Source organism: Opitutus sp. ER46 (genome assembly GCF_003054705.1).
Classification (GTDB): domain Bacteria; phylum Verrucomicrobiota; class Verrucomicrobiia; order Opitutales; family Opitutaceae; genus ER46.
In genome coordinates this window covers 439,570-459,084 of sequence record NZ_QAYX01000025.1, presented here as the reverse complement: position 1 = coordinate 459,084, position 19,515 = coordinate 439,570, and the positions used below count along the sequence as shown (strand labels likewise).

The window sequence follows — 19,515 nt, the reverse complement described above, 5'->3', positions numbered from 1 at the left end:
CCCTCGCTCGGTAAAGTTACCAAGGGGGAGTCCCTCCCCCGTGAACGCCATCCGCCACTCTTCCCGGCAAGCCACACATCAGCAGCGATGCGTCTCGAGATACGGCACCACGCTGGCCATGACCACGCGGCTGAGCGTTCTCAACCCAGCCCGCCGGTAGGCCGGCAGGTGATTGGCCCAGACCGCCGCGTACTCCACGGAGGCGCGCGCCCCCCGGTTGTACTTAAAGCTTCCCGCGCCAGCGCTGCAGTGAAAGCGGGACTGCCGGCGTTCGCAGGTGAGAAACGCCCGCAGCATCAAGCGGCGGTACAGCCCTAGTGACGCCGGCGCATCAATGTCGTATCCGAGCAAAGGCGTGCAGGATTGCGCCCCGCGATGCGCCATGCCCACGAATCCCACCAAGGGACCGCCCTCCGCACGGCGCAATCCGTGGATCTCGAGGAACCCCGTGGCCGCCCCCAGCCGCAAAAGCTCGGCGGTGTAGTCTGGATTGAAACGCGGATAACGTTCCCGGTACAGCCGCTGGTACAACCGCCACGCCTGCGCGTAGTCCTCCGGCGTGAAGTCCGCCTCCGGAACCCACGCCCATTGCGACGCCGTGCTCCGCGCCAGCTCGAGATCGCGGCGAGGATCCCGGTGCGTGCGCCATTCGCCCGACGCCGGGTCGTCCACGATCCACACCTGCCGCGAAGGCAGCAGCAGGAAGCCAGCCGCCGCGAGTTCCTGGATCAAGGTCGCATGCAGCGGCGGCGTGAGCGACCGGATCACAATCGGCAGTCCGTCCACCGCACGTACGAGGTCATCGAGTCCGGCCAGCACGGCAGCGGCGGAGAACTCCGTGCGATACAGGTTCGTCGCGAGCATCCAGTTGTTGAGGTAAGCGCCCCCCGCGAGCCCGCCCGCGGCGAGCAGTCGTTCCGCGGCGAGCGAGCCTGCGAGATACCACGGCCGCACCCACCGACTCATCTTCACGATGTCCGTCTCCGCCCGCGCATAGGGACCGTAGGCGTTCCGCAAGCTGGCGACCCAACTGCAGTCGCGGTCGCCGCGGCGGTTGATGACGAGCGGCACCGGCTCCTGCCCCACGGACCACGCGGCCACCTCCACGTCCGCGTTGCTCACCAGCGAAACACCGCCCAGCAACCCGGCGGTGAGGAACCGCTGCCACGACGCCTCGGTGCCGAGATCGGCGTTCACGCGATTTCCTCTCCGTTCCACTCGATGTCGGCGGTGGTTGCCCGCGTCAGGCCCAGCCCGGCGCCAAGCGCGCGCACCGCCATCTCCGCCAACGCGCCCAACTGCCGCCCAGGCGAGACGCCCGCGACCGCCAGCGCGTCCCGCGCCCCGGCCAGGGCATCGCGCCCGCGCGCCCTCAGGACCAGTCCCGGTGACTGCAACAGCAGCGGCAGGAGCAGCATGCGCGGCTCGGGCATGAACGTCGTTGGCCCCACCGGCCCCGCCTCGCCCAACAGCGCGGCCGCGAGCGCGTCCGGCGCCTGAACCGCCAAATGGACCCCGCTGGTTCCGCGGGGATTGCACTCCAGCGCCACCAATCGATCGCCCGCGTCGATCACGTCGAAGCTGATCTGCCCCGTGAACCCCGTCGCCGCGATGAACCGTTCACAGAGCAGGCGCAGGGGGGCGCTGGTCACGGGGGAGAAGTAGACGCTCGCGCCGACCCCGAAACGGAAGGCGGGCTCATACGCCACGTGCAGCAGCAGCCGGCCGCGGTCCGCCACGTTGTAGGCGCAGAGTTCCCGACCGGCCACGAACGACTGCGCCAGCCACGGATCGGCGGCACTTGGCCGCAGCCGCGCGACGCGCGCGCGCGAAGGTCGAATCAACACCCGGGAAGCGAAGCGCGAGAACACGGGCTTGAAGACGAACGACTCCGGATTTGCCACGGCCGCCAGGTCAGCCGCGGAACGCAGTTCCACATTCGTTTCGGCGCCGTACCCCAGTTGTGCCGCCAGCCCCGCGAACCGCGCCTTGTCATGCAGCTCGGCCAGCACGGCCAGCGAACTCGTCCGCGCCTGCGTGCCCGCGGGCAACGCATCCGCCGCCGCGGTGAGCCAGAAGACCTCCTCCGACACCGGGATCACCACGTCGATTGCCCGTGCGGCACACAGTTCGGCGAGGCGCCGCCGAAACAGCCCAAACTGCCTCCGGGGGGCCGGCAGCCGCACGTGCCCCGCCACGCCGCCAACTCCTCCCGCAACCGGCACCCACGCACTGTCGGCGAGCCACACCCGGTGCCCGGCCGCCGCAAGGGCGCGGGCGAGATCGGCGGCGATGGGCGCGCGGGAACCGAGGACCAGGACGTGCATGCGGCCGCCACCGTAGACGATCCGGGGCGCGGCGCGCTAATCGAAACTGCCGATGGCACGCATCGAAATTGTCGACGGCCCATCACCTTGACCGCTTTTCCGCGTTTCCGCTAACTCGGCCCCCGTCCCGCCTCCGTATCCAATCCTCCCCTTCACGTCCTGCCCCACCCATGAAAATTCTGGTCACCGGAGCGTCTGGTTTCATCGGTGGCGCCGTGTGGCAGGCCGCCGCGCGCCAGGGGCACGAAGTCCTGGCCACGGGCCGGCGCCCGCTCGCCGCCCCCGGCTACGTCCCGGGCGACCTCACCGCCGGCTGCGATTTTGAGTTTGCGCCGGACGTCGTCCTTCACGCCGCCGCGCGCTCCTCGCCCTGGGGCACGCGCCGGGAATTTGAGCGCCAGAATGTCGAGGCGACCCGCCACGTGGTGGATTTCTGCGAGCGCCACGGCCGGCCGCATCTCGTGCACCTTTCGACGACGGCCGTGATGTACGACCAGTCGCACCAGTTCGGGCTGACGGAGGCCAGCCCGTTGCCGCCGCACCCGATCAACACCTACGCCGAGACCAAGCGGGAGGCCGAGCGCGTCGTGCAGGCCTACCGTGGTTCCTGGTGCATCGTGCGCCCGCGGGCGGTGTTCGGTCCGGGGGACACCGTCGTCTTCCCCCGGATCCTGCGCGCCGCTGCGGCGGGCCGCCTGCCGCTGATCGAGTCGGACCAACCGGTCTGGGGCGACCTGATCTACATCGAGACGCTCGTCGCGTACCTGCTGCGGATCGTGGAAACGCGGGCCTCGGGTCTGTACGTTCTGACCAACAACCAGCCGGTGCCCATCCTCGAGTTTCTCGGGACGGTATTCGCCCGGCTGCACCTGCCGGCCCCCCGCCGGAAGGTGCCGGTCGGGCGCGCCATGGCCTTCGCCACCGCCATCGAGGCGGTGTACGGCGCGCTCCCCTTCCTCGGCGAACCGCCGCTCACGCGGTTCGGCGTTAGCGTGTTTGCGTATTCGAAAACATTCGACGTCAGCAAGGCCCTCCACGATCTCGGCCCGCCCGCCGTTGGGCTCGACGAGGGCGTCGACCGATTCGTGCGCCACTGGCAGCAAACCTCTTCCCGATGAAGCAGTACTTCCGCATTCTTGGATCACACGGCGCCCTGCCGCAGACGCAGGTGCTCGCGCAGGAGCTGGACGAGCGCCTGGGACTGGAGCCGGGATGGACCGCAGACCACACCGGCGTCTGGCGGCGGCACCAGTGCTCCGGCCCCGCCGAGAGTCGCGAACTCACCGTCAAGGTCTGCCGCGGCGCGCTCGCCGATGCCGGCAAGTCGCTGGCGGACGTCGACCTGATCGTCGATGCCAGTCTCTGCGTGCAACAGCCGATCCCGTGCAACGCGGCCCTCGTGCAGGAGACCCTCGGGGCCGAGGCCCGGGGCATCCCGAGTTTGGACGTGCACGCCAGCTGCCTCGGCTTTGTGGCGGCGCTGAACGTGGTCAACGGACTGTTTGCCACCGGCGCGGCTCGCACCGCCCTGGTGGTCTGCGTCGAGACCCCACTGCAGGGCGTAAACTGGGATGAACCCGAAAGCGCGTGCCTGATGGGCGATGCCGCCGCGGCCTTTGTGCTCGGGGCCCGCGACGAGCCCGTCGATTGCGAGTTTGCCTTCGAGACCTATGCCGAGGGCGCACACCTGTGCGAAGTCCGCGCCGGCGGCCACCGGATTCCGCCGTTCCGCTACACGCCGGCGGAGCACGCGGCGTATCAGTTTCACATGGATGGCAAGGCGGTGCACCGGCTCGCGAGCAAGTTGTTCCCGCCCATGCTCACCCGCGTGCTCGCCCGCGCCGGCCGTACCCTCGATGGCCTCGAGGTGGTGCCCCACCAGGCATCGGGGCCCGCGTTGGAGTTCATGCGCCGGCGGCTGGGCGTGCCGCCGGCCCGCTTTCACGTGTCGGTCGCGGAACACGGCAACGTGGTCGCCGCGGGCATTCCCTTCGTCCTGAACCGCGTGCGCCGCCAGCTCGCCCCGGGAGCGCCGGTGCTGCTCGTCGGCACCGCCGCGGGCTACACCCAGGCGGCGGCATTGATCACCCTATGATCGACGCCATCCGGGCCTTCGAAGGCGGCTCGTGCCGGCAACTGCTGGCCATGGTCGACCGCCGCACGTGGCGGCTGGAGCGCTTCCCCGCGGTGTTCTTCGCCCTGCATCATACCCGGGAAGGCTGGGTGTTGGTGGATACCGGATACGGCGGTCGGTTTCACGCCGCCACCCGCCGCTTTCCCGCGCGGTTGTACCGCTGGTCCACGCCGGTCCAGGAGGCGGGCTCCGCGGCGGCGGCGCTCACCGCCGCGGGCATTCCCGCCGGGGAGGTCCGCCACCTTATCGTGACCCACTTCCACGCCGACCACGTGGGTGGACTCGCAGAATTTCCGCAGGCCACGATTCACCACCACGAGGAGGCGCTGCGGCCGCTCCGGGCGCTGCCCGCGTGGCGCCAGGTCCGGGCGGCGTTTCTCGCCGATCCGGTCCCCGACTGGCTGCCGGAGCGTGCCCGGTTGGTGCCGGCGCGCGCTTTCGAAGGCCGAGCCTCCGCCTCGGCCACATTCGACCTCTTCGGCGATGGCAGCGTCGGGCTGGTGCATCTGCCCGGCCACGCGCCGGGCCAGCTCGGCATCAGCTTCGCGCTGGGCGGCCGCCGGCTGCTCTATGCCGCCGATGCGTACTGGCGCGCGTGCCAGATCACCGACGGCGTTGAGCCCCTCCCGGTTGCGATGGCGCTGCAGTGGGATCGTCGGGCGTACCGACAGACCGTCGGCCGGTTGCGCGCCCTGCATGCCCGGGGTGAATACGAACTGCACGCCTGCCACGACGTCGGCGTTGCCGCGCGGCTCAACCAGCTGAGCCCGATGCGATGAAGGCGCGCGAGCTCACGATCCGCTTGGTCTATGGTGGCACCGTCGGGCTCATCGCCACCGTCATGTACCACGGCACCCAGGGGCTCGGGGCGGCCCGGGCCGTGACGCGCGAGCATTGCTGGTCTTGGGACCTGGTGCCGTTCAATCCCGAGTGGCTCTGGCCGTACCTGTCGCTCTTCGCGCTGCTCGCGTTACCGTGGTTCACGTTGCGGGAGCTTGGTTCCGTGCGACGCTTCGCCGTCGTCCTGCTGGGCATGGCCGCGGTGGGATGGATCACCTTCCTGCTCTTTCCCACGGCCTGCGCCCGTCCCGATCCGAGCCGCGTGCCCGAGTATCTCGCCTTCTTTTACGAGCGGGTGGACGGCCCCAACAATTGCCTGCCCTGCCTCCATTCGGCGCTCACCATCTTCGCGACCTACGGCATCTGTGGCCGGCATGCGCGCGGCTCGTCTCCCGGCTGCACCATCCTGGTTTCCGCCTGGGCGGTCACGATCCTAGTCTCGATCCTCGCGCTGCGACAGCACACCGGCGCCGACACCCTGGTCGGCCTCGTCCTCGGCACGGCCGCCGCGTGGCTCTTCTCCCGCTGGGCGAGTAGTGCACAACCCGCGACCCGCGGCCGCTGAGCCTCCGGATGAGGCTCGGCGGGAATCCGGACATTATTCCAAAGTATCCGGACATTATTCCGCGTATCTGGACATTATCTCCCTTAGGCATTGGCGCCCGGCCTTTTATAATTGCAGCCCTCGTGCTCTCGGAGTCGTGCGATCTCGCTGTCCGGCGTGCTAGCGACCACGAGACGCCGTCAGCCATTCCGAGCAGCGGCCCACGGCCCACCGCGCCCCTGAGCGTGCACAACGCGACGGGTCTTCTGCCACCGCACCTTCGGTTTTCGCCGCGCGAAAACCGCCGCAAAAAAAGCCGGCCAGTGCTGCCGAGAGGCGACACTGGCCGGCTTCAAAACTGGCGCACCCGTAGGGAGTCGAACCCCAAACCTTCTGATCCGTAGTCAGATGCTCTATCCAATTGAGCTACGGGTGCGTGAAAGAGCGGGAGAAAAAGCAAGGATTCGGGGCCGAGCGCAAGCGCTAAGTTTTACGCCCGCCCCGAAAATTTCAGAGCAGGTTCTCAACCCGGGAAGACCGCCAATCGATGAGCCCGAGCTGCAGCAGTTTGCGGCCGTTGAAGTGGTTCCATTTCAGCTCCACGGCGAGGTCGATCGGGGTGCCGATCGGGGGCAGGCGCTGCGCCATCTTCCAAGCCACGCCATGCAGCCGGCGGCCGCGGCCGTCCTCAAAATGAAACCGGAAATGCTGCTCCTTGAAGACTTCGGGCGGGTTGCGCAGGACCACTCCCCTCACCCCGAAAACCGGCTCCGGGTTGCCCTGGCCAAACGGGTGCAGCGCATCCAACTCCTCCATCAGCCGCTCGCCGATCTGCTCGGGCATGAGCCAGGCGGCCAAGTCGAGCCGCGCCTCGGCGATGTCACCGCCGGCATGCGCGCGCACCGCCTCGGCGAACCGCGCGCGGAACGACTCGAGGTGCAGCTTCGGCAGCGAAACGCCGACCGCCATCGGATGCCCGCCCCAGCTGGTCAGGTGCTCGCAGCAGGTGCCAAGGACCTCGACGAGGTTGATGCCATCGACACTGCGACCGGAGCCCTTGGCGAGATCGCCCTCGTTGCCGAGGACGACGCACGGGCGGTTGTACTTCCGCGTCACGCGTCCCGCGACGATGCCGACGACGCCGGGATGCCAGGTCTCGCCGAAGAGCACGATGCCGGCATCGGCGGCGAACTGGGTTTCCACGATCCGCTCCGCCTCGTCGGTGATCGCACGCTCGATCTCCTGGCGCTCGCGGTTGAACACGTCGAGCTGCCGCGCCGTCTCCACGCAGAACGCGGTGTCGTCGCTGAGCAAAAGCTCCACGGACAGCGCGGCGTCGGCGAGGCGACCACTGGCGTTGATGCGCGGCCCAAGCCGGAAGGAGATGTCGGTCGGCGTGATGCCCTGGTTGGGCTTCACGCCGGAAACCTCCATGAGCGCGCGCAGGCCGGGACGATGGGTCTGCTCGAGAATGCGCAGGCCGTGCCGGGAGAGGATGCGGTTCTCGCCCACCAGCGGGACGAGATCGGCAATCGTGCCGAGCGCGACCAGGTCGAGGTGGTCCCGCAGCTTGATGCGGAACGCCACGGGATGGTTCTCCGCGCGCAGCTGCTTGAGCAGGCCGTGCATCAGCTTGAACACCAGCCCGACGCTGCAGAGATGGCGCCACGCGGAATCGACCTCGCTCAGCTCCTCGTGGACGTGTGGGTTGATCAGGATGCCATCCTCGAGGGTGCGCTCCTTCGAGCGGTGGTGGTCGATGACCATCACGTCGATCCCCTGGGCGCGCAGGTAGGCGGCCTCCTCGTGGGAGTTGGTGCCGCAGTCGAGCGCGATGAACAATTCGGGCCGGCCGGCCTCGAGCGCCCGGTCAATCGCGCTGCGGGACATGCCGTAGCCGTCCTCGGAGCGCCGGGGCACGATGAAGCGCGGGTTCAGGCCAAACCGACGCAGCACCATGACGAGCAGCGCGGTGCTGCTCACGCCGTCGACGTCGTAGTCGCCGAGCACGACGATCTGCTCGCGTTGCGCGATTGCCTGGCGGAGCCGCGTCGCCGCGGCGTCCAGATTGCGCAGGAGAAAGGGATCCTGCAGCCCGGCGAGGGCCGGCTGGAGGAAACCTGCGGCGGCGTCGGCGTCGCGCAATCCGGTGCGGAGCAGCAGCTCCGCCAGGACGCGACTCACCCCGGCGCGTTTGCTCAGCGCTTCGACCTCAGCGGCCGGAAGCGGCGTATGAGTCCAGCGCATGGCGTGGGAGGGGCGGGCGCCCGACCTCCCCACCGGTCCGGAACGAGCGGGTTCATCCCGCGAAGGCCGGAGCCGCGAACGACTCCGCCTTCGGCCGGACCGGCGCGTGGGGAAGCACGCGCCCTACCCGCTTATTCCGAAGCCTTGCTGGTACCCTGCCACTCGTACTTCGGCGCGATGTCGTGGTGCGCCTCGACGTGCTTACGGTCGCCCTTGTGCCACCAGTAGAAGATCGGGCTCGCGATGAAGATCGACGAGAACGTGCCGGTGACGATGCCGACGAGGAACGTGAACGACAGGTCATTGATGACGCCGCCGCCGAAGACGAAGAGGGCCAACGCGGCGAGGAAGGTCGTCAAGCTGGTCAGGATCGACCGGGCGAAGACCTTCGACGTCGCGATGTTGATGATGTCCTTCAGCGTGCCATTGGGGTTGGTCTTCAACTCCTCACGGATGCGGTCGAACACGACGATGGTGTCGTTGATCGAGTAACCGACGATCAGCAGGATCGCGCCGACCATCGGGGCCGAGAACTCACGTCCGCTCAGGACGAAGATGCCGACGGTCATCAGCACGTCGTGGATGGTGGAGACGACGGCGCCGATGCCGTAGCCGATCTCGAACCGGAAGGCCACGTACACCATGATGCCGATGATGGAGAGGCCGATGGACATCAGCGCGTTCCATTGGATTTCCTTACCAATCGAGGGGCCGATGTTGTTCTTGCCGACCACGTCGAGACCGGCATTCGGAAACGCCTTCTGCAGGGCGGCCACCGCCTCTTCGCCACGACCGGACTCGGTCTGGACGTTGAGGATATCCTGGCCGCCGCCGATCTCGGTCTGGTAGGTCGTCATGACCTCGCCGAGTTTCGCGGCATCAGCCGCCGCCTGCAGCTTCTCGGTGTCGATCTTCTGTTTGAAGGTGAGGCTCGTCACGTCGCCACCGGCGAAGTCGACGCCGTAGATCTTGTGCCCGCGGACGCCGATGCCGATCACGCCGACCGCAACCAGAATCCACGAAGCGATGAACGCCGCGCGGCCGAACTTGACGAAGTCGATGCCCGGCGAGCCGAAGAGGCTCAGCATCCGCATCCGCTTCATCAGGCCCGAGTAGATCGACATATCCAGCAGCATCTGGCTGACGATCAGGGCGGTGAACATCGTCGAGAAGATACCGATCGTGATCGTGACACCAAAGCCACGGACGGGACCGGTGCCGAAGGCGATCATCAGGCCGGACGTGATGAGGGTCGTGAGATTGGCGTCGACGATGGTCGTGAACGCCTTGTCGTGGCCGGCGTGGAACGCGGCCACGAGCGTCTTGCCGAGCTTCAACTCCTCGCGCATGCGCTCGAAGATCAGGATGTGCGCGTCGACGGCCATGCCGACGGTGAGCACGATGCCGGCGATGCCGGGCATCGAGAGCGTCGCGCCGAGGCTGGCGAGCACCGCCAGCACGATGAAGACGTTGAGGGTGACGCTCGCGACCGCGATGAAGCCGGCGAAGGTGTAGTAGGCGATCATGAACGCCGCCACGAGGCCGACGCCGATGTAGGTGGCGCGCTTGCCGCTGGCGATCGCACCATCGCCGAGAGTCTTGCCGACTTCGTACTGCGTCTTGATCTGCAGTTCGACGTCGAGCGGGTTATTGAGGACGTTGGCGAGGTTGATCGCCTCGCGGTCGGTCATGTTGCCGCCGGTGATCTGGGCCGACGGGCTGTCGATCTCCTCCCGGACGGTCGGGGCGGAGTAGAGCTTGCCGTCGAGCACAATGGCGAGGCGGCCGAGCCGGCCGCTCTGGCGGCCTTCCTCGGCGATCTGCCGCGTGACCTGAGCGAAGCGGGCCTTGCCCTCCTTGGTAAACTCGAGGACGACCTCGGGCTTGCCGTACATATCGGGCCGCGCGAACGCGTTCGCCATGGACTCACCGGTCATCTCGGGGATGCGCTTGACGAAGACTTCCTCCACGCCGGTCTCACCACGACGGCCCTCATAATCGAGGGTAAGAATTTCATAGCCAACCGGCGTCTCCACGCCGGCTCCGGGGGTGAGCGTCGGATGCACGATCCGGAAATCCAGGCGGGCGGGCGCCTTGACCTGGTTGACGATGTCGGGGTTGTCCTTGGTGTTGACGCCCGGCAGCTGCACCTCGATGCGATTGTCACCAACCTGACGGATGACCGGTTCGGCGACGCCGAACGCATTGATACGGGTGCTGATGATGTCGATGGCCTTGGCGAGCTTCTGCTGGCGGGCGTCCTTGTCGTCCTTGTCGGCCGGCCGCTCGGTGGCCTCGAGGGTGAAGGCGACGCCGCCGTTCAGGTCGAGACCGAGTTGGAGGCGCGCCTTGGAACGGCGCAGCAGCTCGGTCAGGAGGATGTCGTTCCGCTTCTCAATGTTGGTGAGCGTGCTCTCGAGCCGGATGTCGGGAAAGTACTGCGACAGATCCAGGCGCCGCTCCTTGCCAATCTGCTTCAACGCCACGAACTCGCTCGCGGCCTGGAGATTTTTCCGACGGCCCGCGGCTTCATCCAGCAGCTTGGCGAAGTCCGCCTGTTTGGCCGTCGCGTGCGTGCGCGCGTAGTCCACGAACGGGACATCCTGGTACGGGACGAGCTGCGAAGCGCCCCACGCGATCAGCGCGAGCGTAAGCAGGATCTTCCACAGATTGCGTTTCAACATGGTCGTTTGGGTTTAAAGGTGTGTCCGCTCCGCGCGGCTCGCCGGTCGAGGGACCGGGAGCTCAGGCGGAGCCGGGTGCTGGGGTAAGCCGGACGCGAGCGCGGGGGGTTACTTCTTTTCCGGTGCGTTGGCCTTCTTCACCACGCCGGTGACGAAGCCCTTGCCGATCTCGATCTTGGTGTTGTCGGCGATGCGCACCACGAAGCGGTCATCCTTCACGTTCGTAATGACGCCGTAGATACCACCGGACGTCACCACCTCGTCGCCGCTCTCGAGCGACTTCAGCATCTTCTCGTGTTCCTTCTGCTTCTTGCGCTGCGGCGCGATCATGAAGAAGTACATCGCGGCGAACAGGAGCAGGTAGCCGAAGATCATCATCGGCCCGATGCCACCAGCCTGTGGGGCTCCGGCGGGCGCGCCAGCCGGGGCAGCTGCTTCAGCGAGGACAGGGGAGGAAAACAGCGAGAACATTTTCGGCATTGCGTGTTGGGTGATTTGAAAAAAGAAAACACGCATCTAACTGATTCGTCTCCTGCAAAAGCAAGCCGGAATCCAAGACCGGCCGGCCACGCGGGAGACGGGTTTCCGAAAAGCACCGTTCCGTCACCCGATTGCACCTCTGCTCACAACCAGTCTGCCGCGCCGCCGCTTGTCGGCGCCTTTCCGCCGCGCTCGCGCCAGCGGATCCGCAGCCGTGACCTTCTCCTTCGCGCCAACTCATTGAAAACCAAATCCTCCTCTTGGTCGGTCGCCCAATCCGACGACCTCTACGGCTTCAAACGCTGGGGCAATGGACATCTCTCGGTCGATGACGACGGCTTCGTCGCGATGCAGCCCCTCACCGACGGCCGGTCCGTTCGGATCGTCGACGTGGTCAATGAGGCGCGCAGCATGGGCCTCAAGGCCCCGATGGTGATCCGTTTCCAGGACCTGCTGCGGCACCGGGTCATCCAGCTCAACGAGCTCTTCAACAAGGCCATCAAGGAGGAGGGCTACAAGGGCAGCTACCGCGGGGTGTTCCCGATCAAGGTCAACCAGCTGCGCGAGGTCGTCGACGAGATCGTCGCCGCCGGCAAGGACTACAACTACGGCCTCGAGGCCGGCTCCAAGCCCGAGCTCATGATCGCGCTCGCGATGCACGAGGGTTCGCAGCGGCTCATCATCTGCAACGGTTACAAGGACAATGACTACATCCGGCTCGCGCTGCTCGGCCGGAAACTGGGCAAGAAGATCATCCTCGTCGTCGAGCAGCTCTCGGAACTCGACGAAATCATCCGCCTCTCCGCTGAGACCGGCGTGAAGCCGCTGATCGGGTTCCGCGCCAAGCTCCAAACGCGCGGCGAGGGCAAGTGGGCCCTCTCCTCCGGCGAAAACGCCAAGTTCGGCCTCAACACCGCCGAAATTCTCTTCGCCATCGAGAAGCTCCGCGCCGCCAAGCTCACGCAGTCCCTCCGGCTCGTCCACTTCCACATCGGGTCCCAGGTCCCCAACATCCTCACGATCAAGAACGCCGTCGTCGAAGCCAGCCGCGTTTACTGCCAGCTCGCCAAGATGGGCTTTCCCATGGGCTACCTCGACGTCGGCGGCGGCCTGGGCATCGACTACGACGGCTCCCGCACCAACTTCGAGTCGTCGATGAACTACTCCATGGAGGAGTACGCCCGCGACGTCGTCTTCAACATCCGGGAGATCTGCAATTCCATGGATGTCGAGGTGCCCGACATCGTCAGCGAATCCGGCCGCGCCATCGTCGCCCCCCACTCCCTCCTCGTCGTCGAGGTCTTCGAGCGCATCAACAAGCGCGAGTCCCTCGGCCAGCAGCACCAGCCCGAGGAAAAGCACAAGGTGGTGCAGGACCTCGAGACCCTCCTCCGGAACAAGACCAAGCTCGGCCGGCTCGAGCGCTTCCACGACGCGCTGCAGAAAAAGGACGAGGCGTTCTCCCTCTTTAACCTCGGCTACCTCGACCTCGAGAACCGCGCCGCCGCCGAATCGCTCTTCTGGCAGATCTGCGAGCAGATCGCCAAGGAGGGCCGCAAGGCCGGCTACCAGCCCGAGGAGCTCCACGAGCTGGATACGCTTCTCGCCGACCAGTACGTCTGCAACTTCTCCGTCTTCCAGTCGCTCCTCGACCACTGGGCGCTCAAGCAGCTCTTCCCGATCGCGCCGCTCCACCGGCTCAACGAGAAGCCCACCGTCAACGCCATCCTGGTCGACATCACCTGCGACTCCGACGGCAAGATCGCCTCGTTCATCGACCTGCAGGACGTGAAGGACTACATCACGCTGCACCCGCTGAACAAGCAGCCGTACTACCTCGGGATCTTCCTCACCGGCGCCTACCAGGACATCATGGGCGACCTCCACAACCTCTTCGGCCGCGTCAACGAGGTGCACGTGTTCCTCGAAGACGACGAACCCAACGGCTTCTACATCGAGGAGGCGCTCAGCGGCAGCCGCATCGCCGACGTCATCGAGGGCGTGCAGTACCAGCAGGAGGATCTCTGCCGGAAGATGAAAGCGCAGATCGATGCCGCGACCAAGAAGGACATGGTCAAGCCGCGCGAGGGCGTCCGGCTGCTCGAGCTCTACGAGAGCCAGATGCTCAACAAGACTTACCTGAACATCGAAAAGAAGGCCGCGAAGGCGAAGAGGTCACACTGAGCGGCCGCCCCACGCCCGGCGCGCCGGTAGGGGCTCGACCCTCCACCCCACTCCCGCGGCCGCCACTCACGCCGCTGCCGCGCACCGGCCCTCCGGCCCGTCCGCCCTCCGGCCCCAAATCGCATCCGCTCAGCCGCCCGCGAGCCGGCGCCGCAACTGCCCGCACGCCGCATCGATGTCGGGACCGCGCGACCGACGGAAATGCGCGACCACCCCGGCCGCCCGCAACTCCGCCACGAACGCCGCCGCCGCCTCGTCCGTCGCCGGCTGATACGCCCGCCCGCGCAGGCTGATCCCGGTGGCATTGTAGTTCAGGAGATTCACGTGCATCCGGCGGCCGTCGAGCAGCGCGGCCAGCGCGCGCGCCTGCTCGACGGCGTCATTCACGCCGTGCAGCAGGCAGTACTGGATCGTCACCGGCCGGCCGCTGTGCGCGGCCTGGAACCGGTCCGCCGCCGCCATGATTTCCGCGATCGCGTAGCCGCGGCCCGCCGGCAGCAGCGCGACACGCGTCGCGTCGTCCGGCGCGTGCAGCGAGACCGCGAGGTTGAGATTCAGGTTGGCCGCGTTCAGCGCATCGATGCCCGGAACCAGTCCGACCGTGGACACCGTGATCGCGCGCCAGCCGAGTCCGCCGAGCCGGTTGTCCGCGATCCGGTCCACCGCCTCGAGCACCGCCGGGAGGTTCAGCATCGGCTCGCCCATGCCCATGAAGACGATGGTCTGCAGCCGCCGCCCCGCCGCCAGCGCCTCCCGGCGCAGCGCGAGAAACTGCTCCACCATCTCGCCCGCCGTGAGGTTGCGCTCGAAGCCGGTCTTGGTCGTCGCGCAGAAATCGCACCCCATCGCGCAGCCCACCTGCGAGGACAGGCAACCCGCCGCACGATCGGCCTGGAAACCCGGCATCAGCACCGACTCCACCGTGCGGCCGTCGTGCAACCGCAGCAGCAATTTCACCGTGCCGTCCTCCGCCTGCTGCCGCGCCGCGAGCGTGCTGCTCGTCAGCGGCCACTCCGCCTGGATGCGCGCGAGCAACCCTTCCGGCACCGCCGGCCGCTCCGGCAGCACCAGTTGTCCGCCCGTCGTGTAGAACGCCCGCAACACCCGCGCCGCGTGCACGGGCTTCACGCCCCAGGCAGCCAGCTGCTGCTCGAGTTCGGGAAGACGGAGATCTGACAACGCACGGTTCACGCGGCGCAGCCAGTCAGGGATTCCATCGCGAGCCAAGCCCGGAGCCCGGCCCCTGCGCTAACGCCGCGCCAGCACGATAATTCCCCCGGACCATTCCGGTGCCCCCGCCAATCCGACCCGTGCGTTTTCCTCCACAAACGCCAGCGCCGGAGCCCCCCAGGTCTGCCGCTGCCGCCAGCCCGTCCCGGGCAACGCCAGCGTCACCTCCCCGGCCTCGCCGGCAAACCGGTGCCACACGACCAGCGCGTCGTCGCGACGCACGATCGTCACCACCTGCCAGCCCACCGGGTGCTGCCACGCCTCCCCCACCTGTCGCTGCACGACGAAGTCGCCGTCCCGGATCACCGGCGCCACCTCGCGGTACAGCGCCACCGCCTCGCGCGTGAACGCCCACGCCGCGGGCGCCAGCTCGATGAGCGGGCCCGAGAGGCACATCCGACCGAGGAAGGTCGCCGCCAGCGAGTACGCCAGGCGTTGCGGCGCGTCGTCGGGCCGGAGCACCGCCCAGATTTGTTTCTGTGCGGCCCACACCAGACCGGCGAGGTTGGCGGCGATGATCGGGATGTCCGGCGTCTCATGCGCATCCGAACACGAGCTCATCGCGCTGAGGGCGAGCAGGCTCGGCTCCAGCCGGTGGCCGCCGGACGAGCAGTTCTCGATCACCAGGTCCGGCAGCGCGTCGCGGAGCCCGCGCAGGAACCGCTGCACGCCCTCGAGATGCCGGCGCAGATTTTCACCCGGTGACTCCGGGCCGTCGCACCCCGGGCCGAGCGAGTCGTTGTAATCAACCTTGAGATAACCGATGCCCGCATCGCGCAGCAGGCCGACCACGCGTTCCTGCAGAAACGCGTGCACCCAGGGATCGCGGAAATCCCAAAAACGCCGCGCGCCAACCTGCAGCGGTACCCCGTCGCGATGGAGCTGATGCGCCGTCTCCTCCCAGGCGGCCGAACCCGGGTTCACGCACTCGTACTCGAACCAGAGTCCGGGAATCAGCCCCCGCGCGCGGATCGCGTCCGCGGTGGCGCGGAGCCCCTCCGGAAACGCCCGGCGGTTCACCCGCCAGTCGCCGTTCTGCTGAAACCCGTCGCCCGGCCGCTCGGCCCACCCGTCGTCAATCACGAGATACTCGACGCCCGTCCCGGCCAGCCGGTCGGCCAGCGCCACCACCGACGCGTGCGTGGGATGCCCCCACGAGGAGCACCACTCGTTGCAGACAACCGGGAGCTCCTGCTCCTTCGCCACCGGCCGAAACTGCGCGTGCCGCTGCCAGGAAATGAACCGGCGCAGGGCAACGTCCACCGGCCCCGCCGCCACCGCGAGCGCCGCCACCGGCGCGGCAAAGCGCTCGCCCGGCTCGAGGCATTTCGTCCATTCGCCCGCCAGCCGGTCCGCTCCGCCGCCCGACAACGCCACCTGGTCGTGCCGCCGGTAAATCTCCAGCTGCCACGTCCCCGGCCCCGCGAGCGCCGCCGCCCACGTCACTCCCGCCACGCCATCCTCCAGCGCCGCGACCGGAAACCAGCCGTTGGCCGGCATCGATCCCACCTGGCCAAAACGTTCGACGCGCACCGCGTGACCGGTCCACGACCGCTCCAGGTGTAGCGCCTCGAGGCTGCTCGTCTCGTGGCGCGCCTCGGCACTCCAACCGCTGCGAAAGCGATGCAGCCGCAACCGGCCCGGAGCATCGTCCGCCACAAAGGGGCTGATGCCGCCGAGCGCAAAGGCGCTGAGGTACTCGACGGTCACCGGTTCCGCGGTCCGATTCTCCACCGCCGTCTCGACGATCAGCGCGCCGCCCGGCACGGCTCGCAGGCAATGGTGACAGCGCAGCCCGTTAGCCGCCGCCAGGACCGTGCGCAGAATGACGCCGCCATCCGGTCCGCGTTCGCGGGCGTGCTCAACCACCCGCAGCGACCGGGTGAGTGGGCCGTCCCGCAACGTTCGGCCCGCCGCGAACCCGCCGGCGCCGGGTGTCCCCGCGACCTGCACGTGTACCAGCGGATCCACGTCCCATGCCCGCAGTCGACACCACGGCGCCGGCAGCGCGGCGACTTCGCGGGTCTCCGCCCATTCGCGGGCTTCGACCGCCCCATCCGCCAACGTCAGCGGCAGCAACTGCAGGCCCCACGCCTCGGGCGCGTCCGCTGGCGCGAGGTAGCGCACCAGCGTGTCGCCCAGGACATACTCGGCCTGCGTCTGTCGCGGCATCGCCGGCTAGAAACGCGTGGTCGCCTGCAGCGTCCACTGCCGCGGCGGCGAATAGGACCGGCCGCCAGCGGAATAGAGTTCGTCCGTCAGATTCTCGACGTTGACCTGGAGCTGCACCGGCCGGCGGAACACGTCGACCGTGTAGCCGAGCGCGAGATCGTAAACCACCCAGCCGCGCAGCACGGTGCCCCAGGACGACGTGCTCGCCGCCGGCATCACGGAGGTCTGAGCGCGAACGCCAAAGCCGATCCAGCCCGACTTCAGCCGCCCGTCGGTGAACGCGTACTTCTGCCAGACCTTCAGGGTGTCGTCGGGCGTGTTGTCGAGCGGGCGTCCGTTGAGGATCATGTAGTCCATCAACACGGTCGGGCTGGTGCTCGCCGGTTTGCTCACGGTCAGCTTGTTCGTCCAGAGATGGCTCGCCTCGAGCACCGCCGTGTACTGGCGCGTCGGCTGCCACGTGAAGCCGATCTCCAGGCCGCTCGAGCGGTTGCCATCGATCGTGCGGTTCCACTGCACGCGTGCCGTCTGCGCGGTGTTCTGCGTCGCCGGATTCGGGTCCACCTGCGTGCCGACGTTGCGCGGGTCGTTCGCCGTCCGCTCGTTATCCACGACGATCGTGTTGCGGCGCGAAAGATCGAAGACGCCCAGCCGGCCGATGAGCTTGCGGTCGAAGAGCTCGAGTTTGAGGCCCAACTCGCGGCCATAGCCTTCGAGGTCGGGCACCCGGTTCGCCTCCCGTTCCTCCTGCGAGATCAGTCCCGCGTACGTCGAAGTGTACGGGTTGATCAGCGAGCCGGTCTGCGTGTCGGCGCCGACGTTCTCGCTCGCGTACAGGTTAAATCCGGGGAACGGCTCGATCACGATGCCGTACGTGTGCGACTGCGTCGACTGGCGGTCGGTAATCCCCGAGGTCTGCAACCGCGTGCGGTTGCGGTCCTCGCTCCAGGTGTGCGCCTGGGTGATGCTGTTGCGGTAGCCGCCGAACACCGTGATCCGGTCCTTCCAGAACCCGGCGCTGTAGGCGACGTAGCCTGCTTCCGGGAACGACCGGGTGTAGAACTGGGCCGCGACGCCATCGGCGTACACGGCGTCGGCGAACGCCGCGACCTGCTTGTAGTCAGGAATCGCGTGCACGCGTGGATCGAAGTACGCGAAGATGTTCGAACCGGTCAGCGTCGCCGGCGACCCGATGACGTTCGGCGAGGCGGCCACCGGCGCCAGTTTGGTGTAGTTCCAGACCGGATTCACCGACCACGCCTGGTTGTACGCCGCCTCGTAGCCGAGGAGGAGCTTGTGGTTCACCCGGAAGAGGTCGCGCGTCAGCACCGCCTCGACCTTGCCGTTCACGGGAATCTCGTCGCGTTTCGTGGAGAACCCGTTCGCCAGCGGCGTGCTGCCATCAGGGTAGCGCCGCAGCGCGTTGCCGAAGGCGAGCGTCTCGCTGTGCTGGTTCGCCCAGCGGCCGAGCAGCCGCACCTCCAGCCAGTCCGCGAGGAAGATGTTGGTTTCGCTCTCCACCATGTCGTACGTCGAGCTGTACGGGTCGTTGGCGCCAAAGTGATTGGCGTCGACGCCGCTCGCCCAGTCGCCCGCGACAAATCCCTCGCCTTCGCCGAGCGTCACCCACTTGCCGTACACCGCGTAGCGGTCGGACCGCCAGGTCGCGAACGCCCGGCCGATGCGCGTGCGATATTCCGCCACCGTGTACGGCTGGCCCGCGCCGGCCCCCGTCGTCCGCGTCTTGCCGAGATCGAGGAGCGCCTGGGGCGGCGTGTCGTAGTCGTTCTGGTAGTTCTGCGTCGACTGCTGCGCGTGGCTGACCGAGTTGCCCCAGCGGTCGCGCCGCGCGTACTCCAGCCGCGTGCTCACCTTCTGGAACGGCCGCCAGGTCACCTGCGGGTTGAAGAACCGCGTGTGCGACGCGCTGAAGTCCCGCCAGGTGTTGTCGTCGCTGTAGAGCGCGATGAGCCGGTAGGCCAGTTTGCCCTTGAGCAGCGGCCCCGCGAGGTTCGCCTTCGCCACGAAGCTGTCGTTCGAGTCGTAGCTCGTGCGGAATTCCATGCTCCGCTGGAAGGACGGCTTGTCCGTGATCAGGTTGATCACGCCGCCGAGCGTCGAGCCGCCGACGAAGACCGCCATCGGCCCGCGGGCGACTTCGACGCGGTTCACATTGTCGGTGCTGAAACCGATCATCATCGGCAGGCCGTTGCGCTGGCTCAGGTTGATCGGCTGCCCGCGCATGCGGGTGCGCAGCGGTTCGCCGCCGGTGATCGCGCCGAGCGTCGGATTCACGCCGGCGGTGTTGCGCCCGCCATTGTCCATGCCGCCCTGGTCGGTCGTGATGCCGGCCTGGTAGGCGACAATGCCGTTGAAACCGATGCCGGCGGTGTCGCGGAGGAACTGGTCGGTCACCACGTTGATCGCCAGCGGAATTTTCGAGAGGTCGGCGGCGAAGCCGGTGGTCGCGACCGATTTGTCGGCGACGTACGGCGAGTCCTTGGCGCTCACGACTTCGAACACGGAAAGCTGGATGACTTCGTCCTCGCCCCGCGGCGCCGACGCCGGCGGCGTGACGGATTGGGCCAGGGCGGGCAGGGCCCCGAGGAGGGCGGAGGCGGCGAACGTTCGGAAAGGAACGTGACAGGTATTCATGGGGCAGGAGGTTTGTTT

General features: G+C 67.7%; 13 protein-coding genes and 1 tRNA gene. 5 read left to right on the top strand and 9 right to left on the bottom strand.

The genetic code is table 11. From position 1 onward, the window contains the following. Nucleotides 1-78 precede the first annotated feature (78 nt). On the bottom strand, nucleotides 79-1,197 hold the full coding sequence (locus tag DB354_RS20225; RefSeq protein ID WP_107837455.1) for a GNAT family N-acetyltransferase: 1,119 nt from the start codon (nucleotides 1,195-1,197) through the stop codon (nucleotides 79-81). Then, nucleotides 1,194-2,327 carry an ATP-grasp domain-containing protein gene (locus tag DB354_RS20220; protein WP_107837454.1) on the bottom strand — a complete coding sequence of 378 codons (1,134 nt, stop codon included), beginning with the start codon at nucleotides 2,325-2,327 and terminating at the stop codon, nucleotides 1,194-1,196. Before DB354_RS20220 ends, DB354_RS20225 begins: the two co-directional genes overlap by 4 nt. A 170-nt stretch (nucleotides 2,328-2,497) precedes the next feature. On the opposite strand from DB354_RS20220, the gene DB354_RS20215 reads away from it, so the two are divergent. Genes DB354_RS20215 through DB354_RS20200 form a run of 4 tightly spaced genes read left to right on the top strand, consistent with a single transcriptional unit; the run spans nucleotide 2,498 to nucleotide 5,866 of the window. Further along, on the top strand, nucleotides 2,498-3,445 hold the full coding sequence (locus DB354_RS20215; protein WP_107837453.1) for an NAD(P)-dependent oxidoreductase: 948 nt from the start codon (nucleotides 2,498-2,500) through the stop codon (nucleotides 3,443-3,445). Further along, nucleotides 3,442-4,422 carry a 3-oxoacyl-[acyl-carrier-protein] synthase III C-terminal domain-containing protein gene (locus DB354_RS20210; protein WP_107837452.1) on the top strand — a complete coding sequence of 327 codons (981 nt, stop codon included), beginning with the start codon at nucleotides 3,442-3,444 and terminating at the stop codon, nucleotides 4,420-4,422. The genes DB354_RS20215 and DB354_RS20210 overlap by 4 nt, the downstream gene beginning before the upstream one ends. Then, on the top strand, nucleotides 4,419-5,240 hold the full coding sequence (locus tag DB354_RS20205; RefSeq protein WP_107837451.1) for an MBL fold metallo-hydrolase: 822 nt from the start codon (nucleotides 4,419-4,421) through the stop codon (nucleotides 5,238-5,240). The genes DB354_RS20210 and DB354_RS20205 overlap by 4 nt, the downstream gene beginning before the upstream one ends. Then, a complete protein-coding gene (locus DB354_RS20200; RefSeq protein WP_107837450.1) occupies nucleotides 5,237-5,866 on the top strand; it encodes a phosphatase PAP2 family protein in 630 nt (209 codons plus the stop codon). The genes DB354_RS20205 and DB354_RS20200 overlap by 4 nt, the downstream gene beginning before the upstream one ends. Before the next feature lie 338 nt (nucleotides 5,867-6,204). On the opposite strand, the gene DB354_RS20195 is transcribed toward DB354_RS20200, so the two are convergent. The 4 genes from DB354_RS20195 to yajC form a co-directional block, all read right to left on the bottom strand. Further along, a tRNA-Arg gene (locus DB354_RS20195) sits at nucleotides 6,205-6,281 on the bottom strand. A 74-nt stretch (nucleotides 6,282-6,355) separates the two neighbouring features. Continuing rightward, complete coding sequence (recJ, locus tag DB354_RS20190) at nucleotides 6,356-8,092, bottom strand: single-stranded-DNA-specific exonuclease RecJ (RefSeq protein WP_107837449.1); 1,737 nt, start codon at nucleotides 8,090-8,092, stop codon at nucleotides 6,356-6,358. A gap of 131 nt (nucleotides 8,093-8,223) precedes the next feature. After that, complete coding sequence (gene secD, locus DB354_RS20185) at nucleotides 8,224-10,776, bottom strand: protein translocase subunit SecD (RefSeq protein ID WP_107837448.1); 2,553 nt, start codon at nucleotides 10,774-10,776, stop codon at nucleotides 8,224-8,226. Between the two features lie 108 nt (nucleotides 10,777-10,884). Next, nucleotides 10,885-11,256: a preprotein translocase subunit YajC gene (yajC, locus tag DB354_RS20180; RefSeq protein WP_107837447.1), complete on the bottom strand. Its 372-nt coding sequence runs from the start codon at nucleotides 11,254-11,256 to the stop codon at nucleotides 10,885-10,887. A gap of 240 nt (nucleotides 11,257-11,496) precedes the next feature. On the opposite strand from yajC, the gene speA reads away from it, so the two are divergent. Next, the gene (speA, locus tag DB354_RS20175) at nucleotides 11,497-13,440 is read left to right on the top strand and encodes a biosynthetic arginine decarboxylase (protein WP_107837446.1); all 1,944 of its coding nucleotides are present in this window, start codon (nucleotides 11,497-11,499) and stop codon (nucleotides 13,438-13,440) included. Between the two features lie 129 nt (nucleotides 13,441-13,569). On the opposite strand, the gene rlmN is transcribed toward speA, so the two are convergent. The 3 genes from rlmN to DB354_RS20160 are packed head-to-tail and all read right to left on the bottom strand — an operon-like array spanning nucleotide 13,570 to nucleotide 19,497. Next, a complete protein-coding gene (gene rlmN, locus DB354_RS20170; RefSeq protein WP_107837445.1) occupies nucleotides 13,570-14,631 on the bottom strand; it encodes a 23S rRNA (adenine(2503)-C(2))-methyltransferase RlmN in 1,062 nt (353 codons plus the stop codon). Nucleotides 14,632-14,688: 57 nt separating this feature from the next. Beyond that, on the bottom strand, nucleotides 14,689-16,842 hold the full coding sequence (locus DB354_RS20165; protein ID WP_107837444.1) for a glycoside hydrolase family 36 protein: 2,154 nt from the start codon (nucleotides 16,840-16,842) through the stop codon (nucleotides 14,689-14,691). A 6-nt stretch (nucleotides 16,843-16,848) separates the two neighbouring features. Next, nucleotides 16,849-19,497, bottom strand: a complete 2,649-nt coding sequence (locus DB354_RS20160; RefSeq protein ID WP_158277630.1) for a TonB-dependent receptor plug domain-containing protein — start codon at nucleotides 19,495-19,497, stop codon at nucleotides 16,849-16,851. Nucleotides 19,498-19,515 lie beyond the last annotated feature (18 nt).